Source organism: Curtobacterium citri (assembly GCF_030362955.1).
GTDB classification, from domain to species: domain Bacteria; phylum Actinomycetota; class Actinomycetes; order Actinomycetales; family Microbacteriaceae; genus Curtobacterium; species Curtobacterium citri.
The window spans coordinates 126,770-151,053 of record NZ_JAUCML010000003.1; the positions used below are offsets into that span (position 1 = coordinate 126,770).

Consider the following 24,284-nt stretch of genomic DNA (forward strand, 5'->3'; position numbering starts at 1 on the left):
GCCCGCAACGCCCGGACTATCTTAGACCGTCTGGTCGGCCGAACGGAACGGGAAGCCGAGCTGGCGGAGCAGCGCGCGGCCCTCGTCGTCCGTCTTCGCGGTGGTCACGACGGTGATGTCGAAGCCACGCACGCGGTCGATGCGGTCCTGGTCGATCTCGTGGAACATCGACTGCTCCGTGAGACCGAAGGTGTAGTTGCCGTTGCCGTCGAACTGCTTGTCGCTCAGGCCGCGGAAGTCGCGGATGCGGGGCAGTGCGAGGGTGACGAGGCGGTCGATGAACTCCCACGCACGGTCACCACGGAGGGTGACGTGCGCGCCGATGGCCTGGCCCTCACGCAGCTTGAACTGCGCGATGGACTTGCGGGCCTTCGTCACGACCGGCTTCTGACCCGTGATCGCCGTGAGGTCCTTGACGGCCCCCTCGATGATCTTCGAGTCACGAGCCGCCTCGCCGACGCCGGTGTTCACGACGACCTTGACCAGGCCGGGGACCTGGTTGACGTTCGCGTACCCGAACTGCTCGGTGAGAGCGGTCTTGATCTCGTTCTTGTACTTCTGCTTGAGGCGCGGCTCGACCTTGGTCGCCGGCGCGGCAGTCGTGTCGGTCATCAGAGCTTCTCACCCGACTTCTTGGCGTAGCGGACGCGGACGGTCTTCTTGACGCCGTCCTTCTCCACCTCTTCGATGCGGAAACCGACGCGCGTCGGCTTCTTGGTCTTCGGGTCGACGATCGCGACGTTCGAGACGTGGATCGGAGCCTCGTGCTGCTCGATGCCGCCCGTCTTCGAACCACGCTGCGTCTGGCCGACGCGGACGTGCTTCGTGACGAAGTTCACGCCCTCGACGACGACCCGGTTCTTGTCCTTGAGGACCTCGATGACCTTGCCCTGCTTGCCACGGTCGCCGCCGCGCTCCTGCTTGGCGCCCGTGATCACCTGGACGAGGTCGCCCTTCTTGATGTTCGCCATGGCTTACAGCACCTCCGGCGCGAGCGAGATGATCTTCATGAACTTCTTGTCACGGAGCTCGCGACCGACCGGACCGAAGATGCGCGTACCGCGCGGGTCGCCGTCGGCCTTGAGGATCACTGCCGCGTTCTCGTCGAACTTGATGTAGGAGCCGTCCTGACGACGGGTCTCCTTCTTGGTGCGAACGATGACCGCCTTGACGACGTCACCCTTCTTCACGTTGCCGCCGGGGATGGCGTCCTTCACCGTGGCGACGATGACGTCACCGAGACCGGCGTAGCGACGACCCGAGCCACCGAGCACGCGGATGGTCAAGATCTCCTTGGCACCCGTGTTGTCGGCGACCTTCAGGCGGGATTCCTGCTGAATCACTGCTGTCTCCTATTCCGAAGCAGGCCGGGGCCTACTTGGCCTTCTCGAGGATCTCGACCAGGCGCCAGCGCTTGGAGGCGCTGAGGGGACGGGTCTCGCTGATGACGACGAGGTCGCCGACACCGGCGGTGCCGAGCTCGTCGTGCGCCTTCACCTTGGACGTGCGACGGATGATCTTGCCGTAGAGCGCGTGCTTCACGCGGTCCTCGACCTCGACCACGATGGTCTTGTCCATCTTGTCGCTGGTCACGTAGCCGCGACGCGTCTTGCGGTAGCCGCGGGTCGAGGCGGCGGAGTTGTTCTCTTCGTTCGCCATCAGTTCTCCTCGGCGGTAGCGGCCTCGGTCGACTCGGCGGGCTTGTCAGCCTTCTTCGTCGTCTTCTTGGCCTTGGTGGCGGTCTCGACGGGCGCGGGGGTGGCACGGATGCCGAGCTCGCGCTCGCGGAGGACGGTGTAGATGCGTGCGATGTCGCGCTTGACGGCACGGAGACGGCCGTGGCTCTCCAGCTGGCCGGTGGCCGACTGGAAGCGGAGGTTGAAGAGCTCCTCCTTGGCCTTCTTCAGCTCGTCAGCGAGACGCTCGTTCTCGAAGGTGTCGAGCTCCGTCGGACGGAGCTCCTTGGAACCGATCGCCATTATGCGTCGCCCTCCTCGCGCTTGATGATGCGTGCCTTGAGGGGCAGCTTGTGGATTGCACGGGTCAGCGCCTCGCGAGCGATGTCCTCGCTGACGCCGGAGAGCTCGAAGAGCACACGACCCGGCTTGACGTTGGCGACCCACCACTCGGGCGAGCCCTTACCGGAACCCATGCGGGTCTCAGCCGGCTTCTTGGTGAGCGGGCGGTCCGGGTAGATGTTGATCCAGACCTTGCCGCCACGCTTGATGTGACGCGTCATGGCGATACGAGCGGACTCGATCTGACGGTTGGTCACGTAAGCGGGGGTCAGCGCCTGGATGCCGTAGTCACCGAACGACACCTTGGTGCCACCGGTCGCCTGGCCCGAGCGCTTCGGGTGGTGCTGCTTGCGGTGCTTGACTCGACGGGGAATAAGCATGGTTACGCCTCAACTCCTGCGCCGGCCGGCGCGTCCTGCGGGGCCTGCTGCTGACGGCCGCCGCGGTCGCCGCCACGGCGGTCCCCACGGTCGCCGCGCTCGCCACGCGGGCCGCCACGACGCTCGGGGCGCGACGAACGCTGGTTCGCCTGCTCGCGAGCGAGCTCCTTGTTCGTGATGTCGCCCTTGTAGATCCAGACCTTCACGCCGATGCGGCCGAAGGTGGTCCGAGCCTCGTAGAAGCCGTAGTCGATGTTCGCGCGGAGCGTGTGCAGGGGCACGCGGCCCTCGCGGTAGAACTCCGAGCGCGACATCTCGGCGCCGCCGAGACGACCCGACACCTGGATGCGGACACCCTTGGCGCCGGCGCGCTGTGCACCCTGCAGGCCCTTGCGCATGGCGCGACGGAACGCGACACGAGCGGAGAGCTGCTCGGCGATGCCCTGCGCGACGAGCTGGGCCTCGGTCTCGGGGTTCTTGACCTCGAGGATGTTGAGCTGGATCTGCTTCTTGGTGAGCTTCTCCAGCTCGCTGCGGACGCGCTCCGCCTCGGCGCCGCGGCGACCGATGACGATGCCCGGACGCGCCGTGTGGATGTCCACGCGGACGCGGTCGCGGGTGCGCTCGAGCTCGATGCGGGCGACACCGGCGCGGTCGAGGGTCTTCTTCAGGTACTCGCGCACCTTGATGTCCTCGGCCACGTAGTCGGCGTAGCGCTGACCGGCCTTCGTGCTGTCGGTGAACCAGTGCGAGACGTGGTCCGTCGTGATCCCGAGACGGAAGCCGTACGGGTTGACCTTCTGGCCCATTACTTGCTCGCCTTCTTGCTCGTCGCGGCGACCTCGGCCTCTTCCGGCGTCGCGAGGACGACCGTGATGTGGCTGGTGCGCTTGTTGATGCGGAAGGCGCGGCCCTGTGCACGCGGCTGGAACCGCTTCAGGGTCGTGCCCTCGTCGACGAAGACGCGGCTCACGTAGAGGTCGCGCTCGTCGAGGAAGCTGTTCGTGCCGTCCGCCTTGACGCGTGCGTTCGCGATCGCCGAGGCGACCAGCTTGTACACGGGCTCCGAAGCGGCCTGGGGGGCGAACTTCAGGATGGCGAGGGCCTCGTGGGCCTGCTTGCCGCGGATCAGCTCGATGACGCGACGGGCCTTCTGAGGCGTGACGCGGATGTGTCGCACGCGTGCGATCGACTCCACCATTTCGTTCCTCCTCTTCGTCCCCGCGTTAGCGGCGACGGCCCTTCTTGTCGTCCTTCACGTGACCACGGAAGGTGCGGGTCGGCGCGAACTCGCCGAGCTTGTGACCGACCATCGACTCGGTGACGAACACCGGGATGTGCTTGCGGCCGTCGTGCACGGCGATCGTGTGTCCGAGCATGTTCGGGACGATCATCGAGCGACGCGACCAGGTGCGGATCACGTTCTTGGTGTTGGCCTCGTTCTGCGTGACGACCTTGCGGAGCAGGTGCTCGTCGACGAAGGGGCCCTTCTTCAGACTGCGTGGCATCTTCTGAACTCCTACTTGCGCTTCTTGCCGGCGTTACGGCGACGGACGATGAGCTTGTCGCTCGGCTTGTTCGACTTGCGCGTGCGACCCTCGGCCTGGCCCCAGGGGCTGACCGGGTGACGACCACCGGACGTCTTGCCCTCACCACCACCGTGCGGGTGGTCGACCGGGTTCATCGCGACACCACGCACGGTCGGGCGGACGCCCTTCCAGCGCATGCGGCCGGCCTTGCCCCAGTTGATGTTGGACTGCTCGGCGTTGCCGACCTCGCCGATGGTGGCGCGGCAGCGGGCGTCGACGTTGCGGACCTCGCCCGACGGCAGGCGGAGCTGCGCGTAGGGGCCGTCCTTCGCGACGAGACGCACCGAGGCGCCGGCCGAACGCGCCATCTTCGCGCCGCCACCGGGGCGGAGCTCGATGGCGTGGATGACCGTACCCACGGGGATGTTGCGCAGCGGCAGGTTGTTGCCGGGCTTGATGTCGGCGCCGGGGCCCTGCTCGATGACGTCGCCCTGCTTGAGCTTGTTCGGCGCGATGATGTAACGCTTCGTGCCGTCCACGTAGTGCAGGAGCGCGATGCGCGCGGTGCGGTTCGGGTCGTACTCGATGTGTGCGACCTTGGCGTCCACGCCGTCCTTGTCGTGACGACGGAAGTCGATCACGCGGTACTGGCGCTTGTGGCCACCACCGATGTGACGCGTGGTGATGCGGCCCGAGCTGTTGCGGCCACCGGTCTTCGGCAGCGGACGAAGCAGCGACTTCTCCGGCGTCGAACGGGTGATCTCAGCGAAGTCGGCGACCGACGAGCCGCGACGACCAGGGGTCGTCGGCTTGTAGTTACGAATAGCCATGATTTATCCCTTAAGGTCCTCAGCCGACAGCCGTGAAGATGTCGATCGAACCGGACTTGAGCGTCACGATGGCACGCTTGGTGTCCTTGCGCTTGCCCATGCCGAACTTGGTGCGGCGGGTCTTGCCCGGGCGGTTCAGCGTGTTGATGCTGGCGACCTTGACGTCGAAGATCTTCTCGATGGCGAGCTTGATCTCGGTCTTGTTCGAGCGGGGGTCCACGATGAACGTGTACTTGCCCTGGTCGATCAGGCCGTAGCTCTTCTCCGAGACGACCGGCGAGATGATGATGTCGCGCGGGTCCTTGTTGAAGCCGCTCATGCGGAGATCTCCTTCGCGGTCTTCGACGCGATGAAGGCGTCGAGTGCGCTCTTGCTGAAGACGAGGGCGTCGGCCTTGAGCACGTCGTAGGCGTTGAGCTGGCCGTACGACAGCGCGTGGACGTTCGCCAGGTTGCGGACCGACTTGAGCGTCAGCTCGTCGTCCGACTCGAGCACGACGAGCACGTGCTTGACGGGCGCGACCTTCTCGATGAGCGTCCGGGCGGTCTTGGTCGACGGCACCTCGGCCGCGACGAAGGACTCCACCGCGGAGATGCGGCCACCGCGGGCGCGGTCCGAGAGCGAGCCGAGCAGGGCTGCGGCGATCATCTTCTTCGGGGTGCGCTGCGAGTAGTCGCGCGGGGTCGGTCCGTGGACGACGCCACCGCCGGTGTGCTCCGGAGCGCGGACCGAACCCTGACGGGAGCGGCCGGTGCCCTTCTGCTTGAACGGCTTGCGACCGGCACCGCGGACCTCGCCGCGGTTCTTGGTCTTGTGCGTGCCCTGACGCGCGGCGGCGAGCTGCGCGGTGACGACCTGGTGGATCAGCGGGACGTTCGTCTCGACGTCGAAGAGCTCGGCGGGCAGCTCGATGCTGCCGGCGACGGCTCCGGTCGCGTCGAGGACGTCGATCGTGGTTGCGGTCTCGGTGGCCATGATCACTTACCCTTCACGGCGGTGCGGACGAAGACGGAGCGGCCACGAGCACCGGGGACGGCGCCCTTGACGAGCAGCAGACCCTTCTCGGCGTCGACGGCGTGCACCGTGAGGTTGAGGACGGTCACACGCTCGCCACCCATGCGACCGGCCATGCGCATGCCCTTGAAGACACGCGACGGGGTCGACGAAGCACCGATCGAACCGGGCTTGCGGTGGTTGCGGTGGGCACCGTGCGAAGCGGACACACCGGCGAAGCCGTGGCGCTTCATGACACCGGCGAAGCCCTTGCCCTTCGACGTCCCGACGACGTCGACCTTCTGGCCGGCCTCGAAGGTGTCGACGGTGAGCTCCTGGCCGAGGCTGTACTCGGCGGAGTCGTTGGTGCGGATCTCGGTGAGGGTGCGACGCGGGGTCACACCGGCAGCCTCGAAGTGGCCGGCGGCCGGCTTGTTCACCTTGCGCGGGTCGATGGCGCCGGCGGCGATCTGGATCGCCTCGTAGCCGTCGCGCTCGACGTTGCGGATCTGGGTGACCACGTTCGGGCCGACCTCGATCACGGTGACGGGGATGAACTTGTTGTTCTCGTCCCACACCTGGGTCATCCCGAGCTTCTTGCCGAGGAGGCCCTTGACGGTCTTGGTTGAGTTCGCCATTGGTCGGTCCCCCTTACAGCTTGATCTCGATGTTGACGTCGGCCGGGAGGTCGAGTCGCATGAGCGAGTCGACGGCCTTCGGCGTCGGGTCGACGATGTCGATGACCCGCTTGTGCGTGCGCTTCTCGAAGTGCTCGCGCGAGTCCTTGTACTTGTGAGGGGAACGGATCACGGTGACCACGTTCTTCTCGGTGGGGAGCGGCACCGGGCCGACCACGGTCGCACCGGCACGGGTCACCGTGTCGACGATCTTCCGGGCCGACGTGTCGATGACCTCGTGGTCGTACGACTTGAGCCGGATGCGGATCTTCTGTCCCGCCATGTGTCTCTCTGTCCTCTCTGCGCCGCGCACCCTCGGGCCGCCTGACGCCGCCGTCACCGTGCATTCCTGCAGGGCTTGGCTGTTTTCCTGAACCAACCGGCCGCATCCTCGGGGGATGACCGCTGTTCTCCTGTCAACCGCGCAGGGCGACCGTGGCCGTCCAGCGTGGGCATGTCGCTTCCCCCGCACCCGGACACAGCAGTGGCCAGGCGCTCACGAGGGACTCGATCGTGTTCTGCTGCCTGCGGCCCAACCCAGCTCCGCTGGACGGAGGGGTTGTGCACTGCCAGAGCAGTGATCCTGCGCGCGCGAACGCCCGCGGAATTCGGAACCGGACAAGTCTCGCACAGGCACGGCCATCCGTGCAACCCGGGCGTGTCGCGGTCCGGTGGGACCCCGGACCGCCCCGCTTCCCCGGAACCACGCGGTTCCGCCGGCCTGGAGGCCCGGGCCACCCCGGGCGCGTCGGCTGCGGTCGCCGAGGCGGTCGGCTGGGGCGGATCCAGCCCGCTCGGCGGAGCACCGTGGGACGGAACGTGCCCGCTCGGCGAGGCCGGGCGGGCACGGTGTCGGTTCCGGAACGGTCCGGGGTCAGAACTCTTCGGAGAGCGGCGGCACGAACCACGGCGGGAACACGGCGACGCGCGGCGCGTGCCCACGGTGCTCGGCCAGGAGTGCCTTGACCTGCTGCCGGACGCGGTCGTTCGGCACACCGACCACGGCGACCGAGGAGAACGGCACGCTCGGGCCCGCGAGGAGCTCGAGGTCGTGCATCTCCGGGTCGGTGAAGTCGGTCCGGCGGATCAGGTTCGTCGCCGCATCCGGGCCGACGGCGAAGCGCACGTCCTCGGCCTCGGCGTCCTGGTCGGCGACGATGACGGACGCCCCGAACGCCGTCACCGGCACGACGAGCACGACGTACTCGGTCGCGCGGGTACGGCGGGCGGCGTCCGACCACCGCTCCCCCTCCGCACCGTGGCGGAGCTCGTCCCACCGGGTCGCGTCGGGCGACAGGGTGAACGGGACGTGCCCGGAGACGGGGCCACCGTCGGGAGCGGACGCCTCGGCACGGGCGGTCCGCGTGGCGGTGGAGCTGACGTCGACGACCGGGGTGGCCGTGTCGGCCGCCAGGATCACGCCGTCGGTGACGATGGACGCCAGGTTGTCGACGTGCGTGGCGTGGTGCGCGCGGAGCGACGCCCACACGCGGGGCTCGGGCAGCTCGGGCGCGGCCGGTGACCGCAGGGACGAGGAGCCCCGGGGCGGCGCGGGGGTCGAGCGCAGGTCGGTGGTGATCCGGGTCCGGCGCGGAGCCGGGGTGGAGGTCGCAGGCACCTCGGCCTGACGGGGGGAACAGATGTCGCAGAGCTCGGTGGGGAAACCGTGGATGCACTCGTCGGTCACGACTGGGAGGGGTCCTTCCGTGCCCGTGTGGGGGTGGTCGGGCACGGTGACCAACCGTACGTCATCTCCCGCCTCCCCGCGGTCACTGTCGGTAGAGCAGGGCACGGACCTCGGACTCGGCCGCGTGCAGCCGCTCCGGGTCGATGGTCTCGCCGTGCTCGTAGGCATCGAGCAGGCGCGGGTCGATGTAGCTCTGGCGGCACACCGTCGGCGTGTTCCCGAGCTCCTCGCTCGCGGCCTTGACGGCGTGGGACACCGCCTTCTTGCGCTTGGCCTGGGTCGGCTGCGGCCCGGTCTTCGCCAGGTCGACCGCCGCGGAGACGGTCCCGTGCAGCGTCCGGAAGTCCTTCGCGGTGAACTCGTCACCGGCGCGCTCCTTCACGTACTCGTTGATGTCCTCGGCCGCCAGCGGCTCCCACTCCGCGCCACGCTCGGCCCGGAACGACAGCAGCCGGGCGTTGGGCCCGCGCCGCTTCATGCCGGCGATCACGCGGGCCAGGTCGTGGTCGTGGATCGTCGAGGACCACTCCTGCCCGCTCTTGCCGGGGAAGTCGAGCTCGATGTCGTCGCCGGACACGTGCGCGTGCGCACAGAGCAGCGTGGAGAGTCCGCGGCTGCCGTGCTCGGTGGCGTACCGCTCCGAGCCGACCCGCAGCGACCCCTGGTCGAGCATGCGGAAGGCGGCCGCGAGTGCACGGCGGCGGTCGGGCTCCGGCCGGCGGAGGTCCTGCGTCACCATGCGGCGCGCCGACGGCAGCGACTCCGCGAGGGCGAGCGCTCGGTCGTACTTGATCCGGTCCATGCGCTCGCGCCAGCCCGGGTGGTACATGTACTGCCGCCGACCGGCACCGTCGATGCCCGTCGCCAGGATGTGCCCGTTGTCGTACGGCGAGATCCACACGTCGTCCCACGCGGGAGGGATGACCAGCTCGTCGAGCTTGTGCCGGACCTCCTTGTCGGCGACGGTGGCGCCGTCCGGGTCGCGGTACGAGAACCCCTTGCCGCTGCGGACACGGTGGTACCCACGGCCGTTGGTCGCGGAGCGGCGGAGACGAGTCACCATGACGATGGTGCCCGGTCGCACCTGTGACCGACCCCCGGGAACGACGAAGCGGGGCCGAGCCCGAAGGCCCGACCCCGCTGACGCAGTGTCTTCCGGAGAACCGGGAGTTACTTGACGATCTCCTCGACCGTACCGGCGCCGACCGTACGACCACCCTCACGGATGGCGAAGCGGAGGCCGGCCTCCATGGCGATCGGCTGGATCAGCTCGACCGACATGGCGACGGTGTCGCCGGGCATGACCATCTCGGTGCCCTCGGGCAGCGTGATGACGCCGGTGACGTCCGTGGTGCGGAAGTAGAACTGCGGACGGTAGTTCGCGTAGAACGGGTTGTGACGACCGCCCTCTTCCTTGGTCAGGATGTACGCGTTCGCCTTGAACTCGGTGTGCGGCGTGACCGAACCGGGCTTGACGACGACCTGGCCGCGCTCCACGTCCTCGCGCTTGAGGCCACGGATGAGCAGACCGGTGTTGTCGCCGGCCTCGGCCTTGTCGAGCAGCTTGCGGAACATCTCGATGCCCGTGACCGTGGTCTTCTGCGTCGGGCGGATGCCGACGATCTCGACCTCGGAGTTCAGGTCGAGCGTGCCACGCTCGACACGACCGGTGACGACCGTGCCACGACCGGTGATCGTGAAGACGTCCTCGATCGGCATGAGGAAGGGCTGGTCGGTGGCGCGCACCGGGTCCGGCACGTTCTCGTCGACGGCGGACATCAGGTCCTGGACGGACTTGACCCACTTGTCGTCGCCCTCGAGCGCCTTGAGCGCCGAGACCTGCACGACGGGGGCGTCCTCGTCGAACTCCTGCGAGCCGAGGAGCTCACGGACCTCGAGCTCGACGAGCTCCAGGATCTCCTCGTCGTCCACCATGTCGGACTTGTTCAGCGCGACGACGATGTAGGGGACACCGACCTGGCGGGCGAGCAGGACGTGCTCACGCGTCTGGGGCATCGGGCCGTCGGTGGCGGCGACCACGAGGATCGCGCCGTCCATCTGGGCCGCACCGGTGATCATGTTCTTCACGTAGTCGGCGTGACCAGGAGCGTCGACGTGCGCGTAGTGGCGCTTCTCCGTCTGGTACTCGACGTGCGAGATGTTGATCGTGATGCCGCGGTCGCGCTCCTCGGGAGCGCTGTCGATCTGAGCGAAGTCACGGGCCTCGTTGAGGTCCGGGTACTGGTCGTGCAGAACCTTGGTGATCGCCGCCGTGAGCGTGGTCTTGCCGTGGTCGACGTGACCGATGGTTCCGATGTTGACGTGCGGCTTGGTCCGCTCGAACTTGGCCTTGGCCACTGTGGGTCCTCCTCAGGACTCGGAAAGCATGCCCCCGGTACTCGACCGTTGGCGTGCAGGGTGTGTGTCTAACTGTACTTGGTGGCGAGGGGCCCGTCGCCGGGCACCCTCGCCTGTGGAGAGAACGCCGGAGCGTTACTCTCCGCTGTTCTTCGCGATGATCTCCTCGGCGACCTTGGCCGGGACCTGGCTGTAGGTCTCGAAGGTCATCGAGTAGACCGCACGACCAGAGGTCTTGGACCGGAGGTCCCCGACGTAGCCGAACATCTCGGACAGCGGAACGCTCGCGCGGACCACCTTGACGCCCGAGGCGTCCTCCATCGAGGCGATCTGGCCACGACGGGAGTTGAGGTCACCGATGACGTCGCCCATGTACTCCTCGGGAGTACGCACCTCGACGGCCATGATCGGCTCGAGGATGGCGGGACCGGCCTTGCGGGCGGCCTCCTTGTAGGCGATCGAACCGGCGATCTTGAACGCCATCTCGGACGAGTCGACGTCGTGCGCCGCGCCGTCCTTGAGGATGGCCTTCACGCCGACGGTCGGGTAGCCCGCGAGGATGCCGACCTGCATGGCGTCCTGGATACCGGCGTCGACCGACGGGATGTACTCACGCGGGACGCGACCACCGGTGACGGCGTTCTCGAACTCGTAGACCTTCTCGGCCGTGACTTCCATCGGCTCGAGGGCGATCTGCACCTTCGCGAACTGGCCGGAACCACCGGTCTGCTTCTTGTGCGTGTAGTCGTAGCGCTCGACGACCTTGGTCAGCGTCTCGCGGTAGGCCACCTGCGGCTTGCCGACGCTGGCCTCGACCTTGAACTCGCGCTTCATGCGGTCGACGAGGATGTCGAGGTGGAGCTCGCCCATGCCCTTGATCGTCGTCTGACCGGTCTCGGCGTTGAGCTCGACGCGGAACGTCGGGTCCTCTTCGGCGAGCTTCTGGATGGCCGTGGAGAGCTTCTCCTGGTCGGCCTTCGTGTTCGGCTCGATGGCGACCTCGATGACCGGCTCCGGGAACGTCATCGACTCGAGGACGACCTGGTCCGACGGGTCGCACAGGGTGTCACCGGTGGTGGTGTCCTTGAGACCGATGACCGCGTAGATGTGGCCGGCGGTCACGTTGTCGACCGGGTTCTCCTTGTTGGAGTGCATCTGGAAGATCTTGCCGATGCGCTCCTTCTTGCCCTTGGTCGAGTTGATGACCTGGGCACCGGACTCGATCGAGCCGGAGTACACGCGGACGTAGGTCAGACGACCGAAGAAGGGGTGCACCGCGACCTTGAACGCCAGGGCCGAGAACGGCTCGGTGGCGTCGGGCTTGCGGATGATCTCCTTCTCCTCGTCCTTGACGTCGTGGCCGATCATCGGCGGCACGTCGAGCGGGGACGGGAGGTAGTCGATGACCGCGTCGAGCATCGGCTGGACGCCGCGGTTCTTGAAGGCCGACCCACAGAGGACGGGGTAGACCTCGGAGGCGATCGTGAGCTTGCGGATCGCGCCCTTGATCTCGTCCTTCGAGAGCTCCTCGCCACCGAAGAACTTCTCGAGCAGGGCGTCGTCGGTCTCGGCGACGCGCTCGATCAGCTTCGCGCGGTACTCCTCGGCGCGGTCCTTGAGGTCCGCGGGGATCTCCTGGACCTCGTACTGGGCGCCCATGGTGACGTCACCCTTGGCATCGCCCGGCCAGACCTTGGCGTGCATCTCGATGAGGTCGACGATCCCGACGAAGTCGTTCTCGGCACCGATCGGGAGCTGGAGCACGAGCGGCTCCGCACCCAGGCGGTTCACGATCGTGTCGACGGTGAAGTAGAAGTCGGCACCGAGCTTGTCCATCTTGTTGACGAAGCAGATGCGCGGGACGTCGTACTTGTCCGCCTGACGCCACACGGTCTCGGACTGGGGCTCGACGCCCTCCTTGCCGTCGAACACGGCGACCGCACCGTCGAGGACGCGGAGCGAGCGCTCCACCTCGACCGTGAAGTCCACGTGACCGGGGGTGTCGATGATGTTGATCTGGTTGTTGTCCCAGAAGCAGGTCGTCGCGGCCGACGTGATCGTGATGCCGCGCTCCTGCTCCTGCGCCATCCAGTCCATCGTCGCGGCGCCGTCGTGCACCTCACCGATCTTGTGCGTGATGCCCGTGTAGAACAGGATGCGCTCGGTGGTCGTGGTCTTGCCGGCATCGATGTGCGCCATGATGCCGATGTTGCGGACCTTGTTCAGGTCGGTGAGCACGTCCTGTGCCACAGGTTCCTCCGGAAGAGTTGTAGGAGAGGTTGGCGGCCGGGCGGGCGCCGACGGTTCATGACCGACGACGCCCGACCGGTGCCGGGACGACCAGCGCCGGACTTACCAGCGGTAGTGCGCGAAGGCCTTGTTCGACTCGGCCATCTTGTGCGTGTCCTCGCGGCGCTTGACCGCGGCACCGAGACCGTTCGACGCGTCGAGGATCTCGTTCATGAGACGCTCGGTCATCGTCTTCTCGCGACGGGCCTTGGCGTAGGAGGTCAGCCAGCGGAGCGCGAGGGTGTTCGCGCGGTGCGGCTTGACCTCGACCGGGACCTGGTAGGTCGAGCCACCGACGCGGCGGCTGCGGACCTCGAGGGTCGGACGGACGTTGTCGAGCGCCTTCTTCAGCGTCGCGACGGCGTCCTGCTGGTTCTTGGCGGTGACACCCTCGAGTGCATCGTAGACGATGCGCTCGGCGAGGCCCTTCTTGCCGTCCAGGAGGATCTTGTTGACGAGCTGCGAGACGATCGGCGCGCCGTACACCGGGTCGGCGACGACGGGACGCTTCGGGGCGGGACCCTTACGAGGCATCTACCTCAACCCTTCTTCGCGCCGTAGCGGCTGCGAGCCTGCTTACGGTTCTTGACGGCCTGGGTGTCCAGGGCACCACGGATGATCTTGTAACGCACACCGGGGAGGTCCTTCACACGACCGCCGCGGACGAGCACCATCGAGTGCTCCTGCAGGTTGTGGCCCTCACCGGGGATGTAGGCCGTGACCTCGGTGCCGTTCGAGAGCTTGACACGAGCGACCTTGCGCAGGGCCGAGTTCGGCTTCTTGGGGGTGGTGGTGTAGACGCGGGTGCAGACACCACGCTGCTGGGGGTTCGCCTTCAGTGCCGGCGCCTTGGTCTTGACGACCTTGGGCGTGCGACCCTTGCGAACGAGCTGCTGGATGGTAGGCAACTGTTCTCCTGGTTCTTCGCTCGTGCTCTGGCCGACGCGGTCCGTCGGCTTCCTCATCCCACGCTGATCACCGCCTGACGGCGGAGGAGAGACGGTGGGATGGATGGACCCCGGTACGGTCTCGTCGAGGTCGACGAGCATGGGCCGGGATTCCGGGCGCGCCCGAGGGCGCACACCCGGTAGAGACTACCCGCGTCACAGGGCGAAATCAATCCGGGCGCGTCGCCCGTGGAGGCCCGTGGTGACGCCACGGGCGGACACCCGCCCGGTGCGGGCGGGCCGGCCCCCGACGGGCGACCGGCGACCCCCGACCGGCGACCGACGTATGGCGACCACCGACCGGCGTGACCGGACCCGGGTCGGCGACCCGCGCCTCCCGTCCGACGGACCGACCACGCCGTGTCCGGAGCCGGACCCGAGACGGGCCGTCCTGCGGACCGTCGCCGGTCAGGACCCCGAGTCGGACGCGCCGTTGCCGATCGCCGACTCGAACGTGGCGCCGGAGTCGGAGAAGCCCGAGATGTACCCGCTGGCGTTGACGTTCATCGGTCCGGCCGAGGCGGTGCCCACGCCACCCGGTCCCGAGATGTCCGCGGTGTAGGTCGCCCGGCCCGCCTTCGTGGTCGAGACCGCCCAGCCGCGTGCCAGCCAACCGCCGACCGTCACCTCCGGTCGCTGCTCGAGGGACCACTTCTGGTTCGAGTAGGTGTACGCGGGGTCCTCGCCGTAGGCGTAGAAGCTGCACCCCGCGGGCGCCGCATCCGTCGACGCGACGCACCCGTCCACCCAGCGATCGACGGCCTGCTGCGCGGCCTGCTGCCCCGCGTCGGTGAGCGACGTGGTCATCGCCACCGGCGCGGACCCCGCCGCACCGAAGCCGGCCACCCGCGCCGAGCCGTCCTCGGCCGTGAACCACTTCCCGCCGTCGACCGTGACCGGGTAGGTCCCGGGCAGTGCCGCGAGCCGGGCGGTTCCGTCGCGGGAGGTCTCCACGCGCTCCCCCGCGACCTCGACCGCGGTGCTCGCCGGCCCCTCGACCGAGACCTCGACCCGACCGAGCTCCGGCGCCTCGAGCTGCCACACCGGGAAGACGCCCCAGTCGGTGTCCGTCCGGTCGAGCGTGAAGGTCGTCGGCACGTCACGCCCGTCCTGCCGCAGCACCGCCTGGACCGTCGCGGTGTCGCCGTCCGTCCGCGTTCCCGCGATGCGGTACCCGGTCACGTGGTCCGAGGCCTTCGCGTACGCCGCGTCGGTGAGCAGGACGTCCTGGTCGTCGTGGTCGATCCCCGCCGCGTCGAGGGCGTCGGTCACCCGACCCGCCGTCAGGTCGTCGAGGAAGGCCCGGACCGGCCGGTCCGCGGCGTGCGACGACGACTGCACGGTCCACCCGACGACACCGGTCACGGCGAGCAGGAGCACGACCGCGCCACCCGCGACGATGCCGACGAGCGTGCGCCGACGCAGTCGCCGGCGGGGCCGACCGGTCGCCGCGGGGGTCGGGACGGGGGCCGCGGGCTCGCGGGTGCCGCGGATGCCGTCGACGTGCGGGACCGCGGCCCACCCGTCCGGATGCTGGTCGGTCATGGGTCCCCCGTCGTGCTGCGTGCCTGCTCCGGGATCCTACCGCCGGCGGGGGTTCCGGTCCGGTGGCGCGGGGGTGCCGGTCGGGTGCGGGGGTGCCGGTCGGGCGCGGGTCGCCGGTCAGGCGCGGTCGTGGTCCGGAGCCGTGCCCGCGGTCGACGTGTCCCGGGCCTGGTGCCGCGCGGCCGCGATCCCGCCGACGACGCACAGGAGCGCGACCACCACGGAGCCGACCACGAACGGGCTGAGGGCGGAGCCCGCGGGGAAGACGAGCAGCTCCGTGCCGTCGCCCCGGACGATCGCGTACCCGACGGACCCGACGCCGAGCATGACGAGGTACGTGCCGGCGGCGGCGACGAGACCCGTCACGCCGGGGTTCCCCTCGCGGATGCCGGCCGCCGTGGCCAGGAAGACGACCAGCCCGGCGCCGACCACCATCGCGGGGCCGAGGTAGGGGCTCGCGTCGGGCTGCGGGATGGCCTCGACGTCGGCGAGCAGGGCCTCGAAACCCGTCACTGCGATGACGAGCGCGATGAAGAGCACGGACGTCATCGTCGCCACCAGCCATCGGGACATGGCACGAGCGTACTGCCGACAGGGGCGTGCGGGCCGGACGCCGCGGTCGGTCGCCCGCTCGCTGGCGCTGCTGGCTCGCCGGCGCGCTGGCTTGCTGGCTTGCTGGCTTGCTGGTCAGCGCTGCGCGGCGTCCTCGCGCTCGGGTGTCGGTTCCGGGTGCTCCTGCATCCCGTGCTCCGCGTGCTGCTGCGCGGCGGCCACGAGCGCGAGCGCGATCGTCGCCGTGATGACGGGGACAGACTCGGTCATCGGTGCGGCCGGGGCGGCGTCGGTGTCGGTGTCGGCCTGGAGGCGCGGCGCGGGCCCGGCGGCGTCGGTCGCCTCCGCCTCGTGGTCGCGGAGCGCAGGGCCCACCACCGGCAGGACCGCGGTCGTCGCCGGCGGCTCGGTGTGCAGGACGACGTGCTCGGCAGCCGCGGGCACCTGCGTCGCACCCTCCCTGGTCAGGCGACGGGCTCGCGCCGTCTTCACCAGGACGACGACCGCGATCACGGCCCACACCCCGTTGACGATCGTCGACGGGATCGCGTGGTGCGCCGCGACGTTGATCGCGACGGAGAGTCCGCCCACGAGGTTGAGCACCTGGTACAGCGGCCCGTTCGGGATCTTGCCCAGCGAGAAGAGCAGGTAACCTGCGAGAACGGTTACGGCACCGAACCAGCCGAGGAACTCCACGATTCCGACCAACACGCGCGACTCCGGGCACGACGAGGAACGGCCGTCCTGAGGCGACCGTCCGAGAGGGGGGTGAGCAGCCGCGAGTGCGGCGTCGGCAGCATCGTAGGCACACCGACGGGTGTCGCGGAAGTGGGTGCGGCGTGGCGCGGCGCACCCACTTCGCGGGGTGGTGTCCGGGGCGGTGTCAGCCCGCGGTGGGGGTGGCCGTGGCGGTGGCGGAAGCGGTCGCGGCGGCCGGCGCCGAGAGGACGTAGAGGAACCCGCCGAGCGTCCAGGTCTGGCGCCCGGCCCCGTCCGGTGCACCGTCCTCCGCCGAGGTCGAGGACGACGACGTCAGCGTCGTGATGAGGAAGAGCCGCTTGCCGTCCTGGACGCCGCCGGTGAAGGCGAGCGCCTGGTCGTAGGACCCCTCGATGCTGATCGAGACCGGGATGACGGAGAAGTTCGCCGGCGTGACCAGCGGGTTCGTCGTGACGCTGGGCGCTGCCGGCGCCGTGGGACTCGCCTCGGCCGACGGCTCGGCCGTGGCGGTGGCCGACGGCGAGGCCGCAGCGCCCGGCGCGGCCTCGGCGGTCGCCGGGGCGGTGCCGGACGCCGGGGCGGAGTACGCCTGGGCCTCCCCGACCGACACGGACGAGACGGCGGCACCGGACGTTCCCGCGACGGTGTCGAGGGAACGGATGAACGCGTCGGTGTCGGCCGTCGCCGGCACCGAGTCACGCAGCCCGTCGAGCGACGCCTGCATCGCGTCGAGCGTGGTGAAGCGCTCACGGAGCCGGTCGAGCTCCGCCCGGCTGGTCGCGTTCGTCTGGTCCGTCTGCGTCTGCTGCGCCTCGTCGGCCGACGCGGAGGCGAGCTGTGGCTGCACACCCAGGAAGAACCCGCCGACGGCGATCGCCACGGCGGTGAGCGCTGCCAGGATGAGGGAGAGCCGGTTCTTGTTCACGTCACTTGCTCTTCTCTGCGTACTTGCCGTCGTAGGCGCCGTCGTTGACGTGCAGCGAGATCGAGGCCTGGTACGTCGACGAGGAGGTGCCCGCCGTGTCGCCGACGACCGATCCGCGGCTGATCGAGTCGATGTTCGAGTCCACGTACCCGGGCAGCTTCGTGAGCCGCTCGTTCCAGTCGGGGACCGACGGGATGGAGGGGCTGCTGACGGTCACGTTCAGCGTGGCGACACGCATGCCCTGGAGCGGAGCGGTCGACTGGTCGAAGCTCTGCATCGGGCTCGACGAGTCGATGTTGAGCGCCGTGATGGCGACCCCCTCCGGCAGGAGCTGCTGCACCTGGCCGAGGTAGCTCTTCCAGTCGATCTCCGTCGACCCGCCGACCTCCTGCGCGGCAGCTGCGAGCGCCGTGTCCTGCTCGACCCGACGGACCTCGCCGTACTGCTGCTGCTGCTGCTGGATGGAGGTGGTCTCGGCCTGCGCCGCAGCCAGGTCCGAGCGAGCACCCATGCTCTGCACGGTCGCGGCCGCGGTCGCGATGACCACCAACGCGGCGACGATACCCGCACCGAACCACGTCCGACGGGCGATCGCGCGGCCACGGCGGTCCTGGTGGACCTCCACCGGGAGCAGGTCGACCCGTGGCTCCTGGCCCGGGGTCACCCCGGGCACGTTCCTGCCGCGGCGGGCACCGCGCTGCGGCGCTCGATCCTCGGCTGCCCCGGTCGCCGGCCGGCGCCCGATCCCGAAGACACCGGCACGCGCTGGTGCCGCGACGGACTGCACGGTCTCGGTCATGCTGCTCTGCTCCCGACTGCCAGGCCGAACGCGACGGCCACGGCGTTGCCGCGCTCGGCGAGCGCGTCCGGCGTGATGGACCGTCCACGTGCGACCCCGGCGAAGGGGTCCGTCATGTGGACGGGGATGCGTGTGTGGTCGCTGAGCGCCTGCGCGAACCCCGGCATCTTCGCTCCGCCGCCCGCGAGCATGACGCTGCGGACCTCCTGGCCTGGCCGGGTGTTGACGAAGTAGTTGATCGTGTTGCGGAGGCTGGCGAACAGTTCGCTGCACGACTCCGTGATCACCGCGACGGCGCGCGCGTCGTCCGTCGTCCGGGCGCCGCCGCCGAGCCCGAAGTGCCGCTTCACGGCCTCCGCCTGCTCCCAGTCGATGTCGAACCGGCCGGCGAGCACCTTCGTCATGTCGTTCCCGCCGGTCGGGATGATCCGGACGAACTGGGGGACGCCGTCCGTCAGGATCACGACGCTCGTCGTCTCCGCACCCAGCTCGACCATCGCGACGGTACCGGGGACCCGCTGTCGCGTGACGGCGACCCGGCTCAGCGCGAACGGGATGAGGTCGACCGCTGCCGGGTTGAGGCCGGCGAGCTGGACCGCGCGGACGTTCGCCAGCACCGCGTCCTTGATCGCGGCGACGAGCAAGCCGTGCAGGACCGGTCCGTTCTCGCTCTCCGCCTCGGCGACGGGGTAGAAGTCGAGGATCGCGTCACCGACCGGCACCGGCAGCATGTCCTGCACCTGGAACGGGAGCGACTCACGGATCTGCTCGCGGGAGCTCTTCGGGATCGTCAGGTCACGGGAGAGGACCCGCTGGTTCCCGACGCCGAGGACGACGTCCTTCGTGCGGAACCGACCGAGCTGCCAGAGCTGCTTGAGTGCTCCCGCGACGGTGTTCGGCTCGATGACCTCGCCCTTGCGGATCGCTTCCGGAGGCGTCGGCACCTCGGCGAACCGGACGACGGTCGGGCGTGCCTTGTCGGCGTCGGCGACCTCGACGGCGCGGATGGTGTCCGCGGTGAGGTCCAGCCCGACGATGCTCTTGCCCATGCTTGGCGTCCTTCTGGTTGGCAGGTGGTCGGCGTCAGCCGAGTCCGAGGGCGCCGAGGTAGGCAGCCCAGATCACGGGGCCGAGGAAGATGCCGAGCCACGCGCCGGCGAGCATCCAGGGGCCGAAGGGGATTCCGCTCCGTCGACCGGCCCGGCCGGTCGACATGAGCACGAGCGAGAAGGTACCGCCGAGCAGGAAGGCGGCGAAAGCTCCCACTGCGAGGGGTCCCCATCCGAGGTACGCGAGCACGAACCCGAGGACACCGGCGAGCTTCACGTCGCCCATGCCCATCCCCCCGGGTACCGCGAGCGCGAGCACGAGGTAGACGGTGCCGAGCCCGACGAGCCCGATCCCGGCACGCACGAAGGCGCCCCAGTCCCCGGTCACCGCCGAGGCTCCCCCGAGCAGCACCACGACGACCACGTAGGCCGGCAGCACGATCACGTTCGGGAGACGGTGGGTGTCGATGTCGATGAGCGCGAGCGCCACGCTGATCGCCATGAGGTAGAGCAACGCGAGCAACAGCCCGGCACCGCCAGCGGAGGACCCGCCGTCGGTGATCGTCGGCACGAACACCACCGCCACGACGGTGAAGAGGACCGCCGTCGCCAGCTCCACGGCCGGGTACCGGGCCGAGATCGGCGCACGGCAGTCGCGGCAGCGCCCGCGGAGGGCGATCCACGAGAGCACCGGCACGTTGTCGAACCCGCGGATCTCGTGGCCGCAACCCGGGCAGGCGCTCGGCGGGCGGACCACGGAGATCCCCGCGGGGACACGGTGGACGACGACGTTGAGGAAGGACCCGACGAGCAGGCCCATCAGCGCCGTCGCCCCGGTGACGACGGCGATCACTGGCACGTCCCCGAGCTCGTCCTCGAGCACGAGCCGTCCGCGTTGAAGGCGGCGTTGACCTCGACCTGGGTGGTGATGCCGTAGCTCGTGCTCACCGGCTGCAGGAACTTCGGCGGTGCGATGCTCTGGAACCGGTTGTCGTACCCGTACGCCTTCGTGAAGCCCGTCTGGTGGTCGACGACGGTCTGACCCCAGCCGTTCGTCGTGGAGTAGGTGACGCCGACCGCGCCGCGGTACTTCTGTGCGATCGAACCGAGCACCGTGAGGTCACCCATCTGCGGTCCGTACCCGTAGTTCTGCACCTGGAACGTCCCGGTGTTGCTCGCGATGGCCGCGTTGATCGTGACCTTGCTCCCGGCGCCGTACTGGAGCTGCGAGGTCGACGACACCGCGGTGTCGCAGGTCTTGAGCGTGACGGTCTGGGTGCCGCTCCGGGCGGTCTGGTACTTGTTGCAGGAGATCGGGTTGGAGACGGTCACGGCCCGCTGGCCGACGAGCCCGAGCACGCTCTGTGTTCCCGGCGCGTAGGTGATGTTCGACGTCACGTAGAGGAAGTTGGCCGCGCCGACCGTCATCTTGCCGTTGACGACCCCGGACACGAACGCATCACCGGCCCGGCAGTTGTAGAGCCCGTCCGCGCCGGCGTTGCCCACGTACTCGTTGGCGCGGGGGTAACCGAGGCCGTTGCTGTAGGACTGACCGACCTGGCACATCGCTCCGCTGGCCGACCGCTCGTCTCCCGGCTTCGTGTAGTTGGGGTCCCCGGTGTCGGTGGGTACGCCCTGCACGTACGCCAGGTTGTCGTCGAGGACGGGGATGGTCGCACCGGAGGAGCTCTTCAGAGCGGACGGGGATCCGCAGAGCACGTCGCCAGAGCCGTCCGGCTGCGGGCGACCGGCGTTGTCGAGCCGGTACTGCGTCGCCTTCGTCAGCGGGGACTTGATCGTGACCTTGTTCCCGGAGAACACGAACGAGGTGGGACCCGTGTAGAGACAGCCGGGACGCGGGACGTTGACCCGGTCGTTGGTGCGCGCCTCCTGCGCCATGTTCGCGATCGTCGACGGCGGGTCGATCGACTGCACGTTCTTGGGCGGACCGCCCGTGAAGGTCGCGGTGGACCGGCACCGCCGGTCGTCGGTCGACCCGTTGGAGTACGGCGTGCGGTAGACGCCGTCCGCCGCGGTCGACTGCACGGTCGAGGTGAAGGTCGTCCCGCACAGCATGAAAGTGTCGTTCGTCCGGACGGGACCCGTCAGGGTGTCCCGCTCGGTGAACCGGACGGGCGCGCACGCCCTGCTCGAGTCGTACTGCCCGGCGAGGGTGCTGTAGTGCTGCGGGATGCAGAGCTTCGAGCCGTCCGCGGTCTGCGTCTCGCCGGTGATCGTCGGGTCGCTCGACTCGAAGTCGGTGAAGTACAGGTAGTCGACGAAGCCGTCGCCCTTGAGGTCGGCGACGATGGACCGCGTCACGCCACCGGCCTTGCCCGTGACCCGAACACGCACGACGCCCTCGGCCGTGTAGTCGGTGTTGTCCACCTCGTACCGGTACTGCGCGCGTCCGCCACCGTTGGCGACCTCCGCCCACCGGGACCCCGACGTGGCGAAGGCCGGGTTCGACGACCAGTCCTTCGAGAAGGCACTGCTGCTGCTGAAGGAGGCGCCCGAGTTGCCGACGAGCTCGTAGCTGTTGTCGGCCGTCAGCCGGCTCTGGTAGTCGGCGAGCCCGGCGTACGCGGCCTGGATGGCGAGGTTCCAGCTGCGGTCCGCCGCGGTCTTGACCGAGCCGCTCACCGAGACCGACGCCATCGTCGCGACGAGGATCATGAGCACCGCGCCGAGACCGACGACGGATGCGAGGGCCATGCCCTCGTCCCCACGGACGCGGCCGTCGCGGGCGCGGCTGAAGAAGGCGGCGATCCGACGCATCACGGTGTAGCTCCTGCACGTCCGAGGTTGAGGAGTCCGACCATGTTCTGCAGGTGCGCGTTGCTCCCTGCTCCGGCCGTCGCGGATCCGAGTTCGAGGTTCACGGTGACGAAGCGCACGGCCGTCCGCTGGGTCGCGCTGAGTTGGCCGTCGTCCCCGATCGCGAGCTGGTCCTTCTTCCCGCCGGCGCCCTGGTAGGTGAAGAGGGGGACGTCGTCGGAGGTCGGCGACGCGATCGGTCCGCCCAGGCGGGTCGTACTGGTGACGGATGGGCACGAGTAGTAGCCGTTGGCATCCGCGCCGCACGCCGAGAGCTGCTGGACGAGCTGCCGCGACGTCGGGTCGACGAAGTACCGCGCGAGCACCGGTCGTTCGGCGGTGCGCTTGGCGATGTCCGGATCCTCGATCAGGTTGATGTACGCGTAGAACGTCAGGTCGGTCGGGGTGGCCTTGACGATCGCGCTGTCCGGCACGAGGCTCGAGGGCACGTCGCGGGTCGTGGCCGCGCGGAGGTAGCGGGACATCGCGTTGATCGCGTTCGTGGCCTGCCGGATGTTCGTGTCCGCGCCGGCGTTCGACGCGCTTCCCTTGATCGCCGCCACGAAGAACCCGGCGAGCGTTGCGAGGATGATGACGGTGACCGACGCCGCGACGAGCAGCTCGGCCATGCTGACCCCGCGGTCGTCGCGGTGCGCACGACGGAGCGCCCGCGCCAGCATCACGGCGCCTTCCGCGGGTCGAGCGTGACGGTGTCGCCCCACTTGAAGATCAGGAAGCCGGCGTTGTTCGTCTGGCCGCCGCCGTTCGGGTAGGTGATCTTGTTCGACGCGGTCTGCACGATGTTCTTGCTGTTCGACGACGCCGTCGAACCGGGGCTCTTCGACTGGTAGATCGACCACGTGCCGTAGGGCAGCGCGATGCCGACGTTGCCCGCGGTTGTCCCGGAGAACGTGAGTGTCTTGGGACTCGGGGCGTTGCACCCGGGGTCGAAGTCCGGCGCCGCGCTGTCGCTCACCGCCGTGATGTACGGGTAGTCCTTGTCGACGGGGACGACCACGATGCCCATCGGCACGGTGACCTTCTGTGAGGCGGAGTCGACCACGCCCGCTGGGGCGTTCATCGCCTCCGGCGCTTGTCCGATCGCTCCGTTCGTCGCCGTGGTCCACTTGCCGGGATTGGGGCTGAGGCAGGTCGCACTCCCACCGCCGTCGGCGGTCACGAACGCGCCCGCCATGAACTGGTACCCGTCCCGGTAGGGGAACGCCTTGATCGTCCTCGGGGTGCCCGGGAAGACCGAGCTGCCTCCGACGCCGTTGTAGAGCGTGGTGCTGAGGTTGGTCGGCAGCTTCGCCGTCCCGCCCGGGTAGCTCGTGGCGTAGTCGACCTGGAACGTGTGCGCCTGGTCGTAGGTGAACGTCACGGCGGCGTCGGTACCGGCGGCAACCGTCACCGTCTTGTTCGTCGCGACTTCCTGCTGCGTGGTGTCGATCCCGCCCGGCGTCGACGCCGAGACCGTGTAGCTCCCCGGCTGGACCTGCAGGGCGTAGGTGCAGCCCGAGCCGTCGGTCGGTGCGGGCTGCTTGACCGTCGCGCCCCCGCCGCCCGGGTTCGCCGCGATCGTGACGGGGATGCCCGAGGCGCCGGTCCCCGCGGCGTTGCGGATGGTCACCAGGATCGCCCCGGTCCCGTCGGCGTTGATACGGGAGTTCGGCGCGACGAGCGTGTCGAGGGCCACGGAGAGGGGCTTGCCCTTGCCGTTCTGCCAGGTGACCGTGCTGGTGATGCTCTTGTACGCGAGGGTCGTGCCGTCGGTCCCGCACGAGCTGGAGTTGCCGGCGCTGTCGACCCATTGGGTGGTGCGGGTGAGCACGTACTTCTGGCCGCCCACGGTCGACTCCAACCGCTCGTCCGTGGCTGTCGACCGGATGTCGAACGGGTTCGCGTAGGACCGCAACTGGTCGAGGTCCTCGGACGCCAGGTTGAGCGCGGTCTGACGCGCGCGACTCTCCTGTGTCAGCACGAGGGCGTTCGTGATGCCGTACGCGAGGCCGATCGACATGAGGGCGAAGACCATCATGGCGACCAGGACCTCGGTGATCGAGAAGCCGCCGTCAGCAAGGAGACGCCGTTGCAGCGCGAGGAGAAGGCTGCGCATGACTACTCCGTTCCTGGTTCTCGACGGCGTGCAGCCGAAGCCGCGACACCAAG

30 protein-coding genes are annotated in these 24,284 nt (G+C 69.1%); all 30 read right to left on the bottom strand.

Annotated elements, in window-relative coordinates; genetic code table 11:
- Positions 1-21 precede the first annotated feature (21 nt).
- The gene (gene rplE, locus QUG92_RS05420; RefSeq protein ID WP_069712808.1) at positions 22-612 is read right to left on the bottom strand and encodes a 50S ribosomal protein L5; all 591 of its coding nucleotides are present in this window, start codon (positions 610-612) and stop codon (positions 22-24) included.
- Complete coding sequence (gene rplX, locus QUG92_RS05425; RefSeq protein ID WP_069712807.1) at positions 612-971, bottom strand: 50S ribosomal protein L24; 360 nt, start codon at positions 969-971, stop codon at positions 612-614. Before rplX ends, rplE begins: the two co-directional genes overlap by 1 nt.
- Before the next feature lie 3 nt (positions 972-974).
- Positions 975-1,343, bottom strand: coding sequence for a 50S ribosomal protein L14 (gene rplN / locus QUG92_RS05430; RefSeq protein ID WP_017885523.1), 369 nt, complete (start codon positions 1,341-1,343; stop codon positions 975-977).
- Positions 1,344-1,374: 31 nt separating this feature from the next.
- A complete protein-coding gene (gene rpsQ / locus QUG92_RS05435) occupies positions 1,375-1,659 on the bottom strand; it encodes a 30S ribosomal protein S17 (protein ID WP_066657023.1) in 285 nt (94 codons plus the stop codon).
- Positions 1,659-1,979, bottom strand: coding sequence for a 50S ribosomal protein L29 (gene rpmC, locus QUG92_RS05440; protein WP_065960029.1), 321 nt, complete (start codon positions 1,977-1,979; stop codon positions 1,659-1,661). Before rpmC ends, rpsQ begins: the two co-directional genes overlap by 1 nt.
- On the bottom strand, positions 1,979-2,398 hold the full coding sequence (rplP, locus tag QUG92_RS05445; RefSeq protein ID WP_065960031.1) for a 50S ribosomal protein L16: 420 nt from the start codon (positions 2,396-2,398) through the stop codon (positions 1,979-1,981). Before rplP ends, rpmC begins: the two co-directional genes overlap by 1 nt.
- A gap of 2 nt (positions 2,399-2,400) precedes the next feature.
- Positions 2,401-3,207, bottom strand: a complete 807-nt coding sequence (rpsC, locus tag QUG92_RS05450; RefSeq protein ID WP_069712806.1) for a 30S ribosomal protein S3 — start codon at positions 3,205-3,207, stop codon at positions 2,401-2,403.
- The gene (rplV, locus tag QUG92_RS05455) at positions 3,207-3,599 is read right to left on the bottom strand and encodes a 50S ribosomal protein L22 (protein ID WP_069712805.1); all 393 of its coding nucleotides are present in this window, start codon (positions 3,597-3,599) and stop codon (positions 3,207-3,209) included. Before rplV ends, rpsC begins: the two co-directional genes overlap by 1 nt.
- Positions 3,600-3,624: 25 nt before the next feature.
- Entirely contained in the window at positions 3,625-3,906 is a 282-nt protein-coding gene (gene rpsS, locus QUG92_RS05460; RefSeq protein ID WP_017885529.1) for a 30S ribosomal protein S19, read from the bottom strand.
- 11 nt (positions 3,907-3,917) lie between these two features.
- On the bottom strand, positions 3,918-4,757 hold the full coding sequence (gene rplB, locus QUG92_RS05465; protein ID WP_065960035.1) for a 50S ribosomal protein L2: 840 nt from the start codon (positions 4,755-4,757) through the stop codon (positions 3,918-3,920).
- Between the two features lie 19 nt (positions 4,758-4,776).
- On the bottom strand, positions 4,777-5,076 hold the full coding sequence (gene rplW / locus QUG92_RS05470; RefSeq protein WP_065960036.1) for a 50S ribosomal protein L23: 300 nt from the start codon (positions 5,074-5,076) through the stop codon (positions 4,777-4,779).
- Positions 5,073-5,732, bottom strand: coding sequence for a 50S ribosomal protein L4 (rplD, locus tag QUG92_RS05475; RefSeq protein ID WP_182045389.1), 660 nt, complete (start codon positions 5,730-5,732; stop codon positions 5,073-5,075). Before rplD ends, rplW begins: the two co-directional genes overlap by 4 nt.
- Before the next feature lie 2 nt (positions 5,733-5,734).
- Positions 5,735-6,388, bottom strand: coding sequence for a 50S ribosomal protein L3 (rplC, locus tag QUG92_RS05480; RefSeq protein WP_022906340.1), 654 nt, complete (start codon positions 6,386-6,388; stop codon positions 5,735-5,737).
- Between the two features lie 13 nt (positions 6,389-6,401).
- Positions 6,402-6,710, bottom strand: coding sequence for a 30S ribosomal protein S10 (rpsJ, locus tag QUG92_RS05485; protein WP_022903286.1), 309 nt, complete (start codon positions 6,708-6,710; stop codon positions 6,402-6,404).
- 591 nt (positions 6,711-7,301) lie between these two features.
- Positions 7,302-8,114: a DarT ssDNA thymidine ADP-ribosyltransferase family protein gene (locus QUG92_RS05490; protein ID WP_182045388.1), complete on the bottom strand. Its 813-nt coding sequence runs from the start codon at positions 8,112-8,114 to the stop codon at positions 7,302-7,304.
- A gap of 82 nt (positions 8,115-8,196) precedes the next feature.
- On the bottom strand, positions 8,197-9,177 hold the full coding sequence (locus tag QUG92_RS05495) for a DNA topoisomerase IB (protein WP_220456165.1): 981 nt from the start codon (positions 9,175-9,177) through the stop codon (positions 8,197-8,199).
- Positions 9,178-9,284: 107 nt separating this feature from the next.
- Entirely contained in the window at positions 9,285-10,472 is a 1,188-nt protein-coding gene (gene tuf / locus QUG92_RS05500; RefSeq protein WP_069712802.1) for an elongation factor Tu, read from the bottom strand.
- A gap of 135 nt (positions 10,473-10,607) precedes the next feature.
- Entirely contained in the window at positions 10,608-12,722 is a 2,115-nt protein-coding gene (gene fusA, locus QUG92_RS05505) for an elongation factor G (RefSeq protein ID WP_069712801.1), read from the bottom strand.
- 102 nt (positions 12,723-12,824) lie between these two features.
- Positions 12,825-13,295, bottom strand: coding sequence for a 30S ribosomal protein S7 (gene rpsG, locus QUG92_RS05510; RefSeq protein WP_058742332.1), 471 nt, complete (start codon positions 13,293-13,295; stop codon positions 12,825-12,827).
- Positions 13,296-13,300: 5 nt separating this feature from the next.
- The gene (gene rpsL / locus QUG92_RS05515) at positions 13,301-13,669 is read right to left on the bottom strand and encodes a 30S ribosomal protein S12 (RefSeq protein ID WP_058728453.1); all 369 of its coding nucleotides are present in this window, start codon (positions 13,667-13,669) and stop codon (positions 13,301-13,303) included.
- 447 nt (positions 13,670-14,116) lie between these two features.
- Positions 14,117-15,253, bottom strand: a complete 1,137-nt coding sequence (locus QUG92_RS05520; protein ID WP_289457990.1) for a hypothetical protein — start codon at positions 15,251-15,253, stop codon at positions 14,117-14,119.
- Positions 15,254-15,370: 117 nt separating this feature from the next.
- Positions 15,371-15,826: a DUF6121 family protein gene (locus tag QUG92_RS05525; protein ID WP_289457991.1), complete on the bottom strand. Its 456-nt coding sequence runs from the start codon at positions 15,824-15,826 to the stop codon at positions 15,371-15,373.
- Positions 15,827-15,940: 114 nt separating this feature from the next.
- Positions 15,941-16,516, bottom strand: coding sequence for a CBU_0592 family membrane protein (locus QUG92_RS05530; RefSeq protein WP_289457992.1), 576 nt, complete (start codon positions 16,514-16,516; stop codon positions 15,941-15,943).
- Between the two features lie 172 nt (positions 16,517-16,688).
- Positions 16,689-17,450, bottom strand: coding sequence for a hypothetical protein (locus QUG92_RS05535; RefSeq protein WP_289457993.1), 762 nt, complete (start codon positions 17,448-17,450; stop codon positions 16,689-16,691).
- 1 nt (position 17,451) lies between these two features.
- Positions 17,452-18,249 carry a hypothetical protein gene (locus tag QUG92_RS05540; RefSeq protein ID WP_182045383.1) on the bottom strand — a complete coding sequence of 266 codons (798 nt, stop codon included), beginning with the start codon at positions 18,247-18,249 and terminating at the stop codon, positions 17,452-17,454.
- The gene (pilM, locus tag QUG92_RS05545; protein ID WP_182045382.1) at positions 18,246-19,298 is read right to left on the bottom strand and encodes a type IV pilus assembly protein PilM; all 1,053 of its coding nucleotides are present in this window, start codon (positions 19,296-19,298) and stop codon (positions 18,246-18,248) included. Before pilM ends, QUG92_RS05540 begins: the two co-directional genes overlap by 4 nt.
- A gap of 34 nt (positions 19,299-19,332) precedes the next feature.
- Positions 19,333-20,118 (bottom strand): prepilin peptidase, encoded by a 786-nt coding sequence (locus tag QUG92_RS05550; protein ID WP_289458385.1) that lies wholly within the window; start codon positions 20,116-20,118, stop codon positions 19,333-19,335.
- 29 nt (positions 20,119-20,147) lie between these two features.
- The gene (locus tag QUG92_RS05555) at positions 20,148-22,079 is read right to left on the bottom strand and encodes a hypothetical protein (RefSeq protein WP_289457995.1); all 1,932 of its coding nucleotides are present in this window, start codon (positions 22,077-22,079) and stop codon (positions 20,148-20,150) included.
- Complete coding sequence (locus QUG92_RS05560) at positions 22,076-22,798, bottom strand: type IV pilus modification PilV family protein (protein WP_289457996.1); 723 nt, start codon at positions 22,796-22,798, stop codon at positions 22,076-22,078. The genes QUG92_RS05555 and QUG92_RS05560 overlap by 4 nt, the downstream gene beginning before the upstream one ends.
- On the bottom strand, positions 22,795-24,231 hold the full coding sequence (locus QUG92_RS05565) for a hypothetical protein (RefSeq protein ID WP_289457997.1): 1,437 nt from the start codon (positions 24,229-24,231) through the stop codon (positions 22,795-22,797). The genes QUG92_RS05560 and QUG92_RS05565 overlap by 4 nt, the downstream gene beginning before the upstream one ends.
- Positions 24,232-24,284 lie beyond the last annotated feature (53 nt).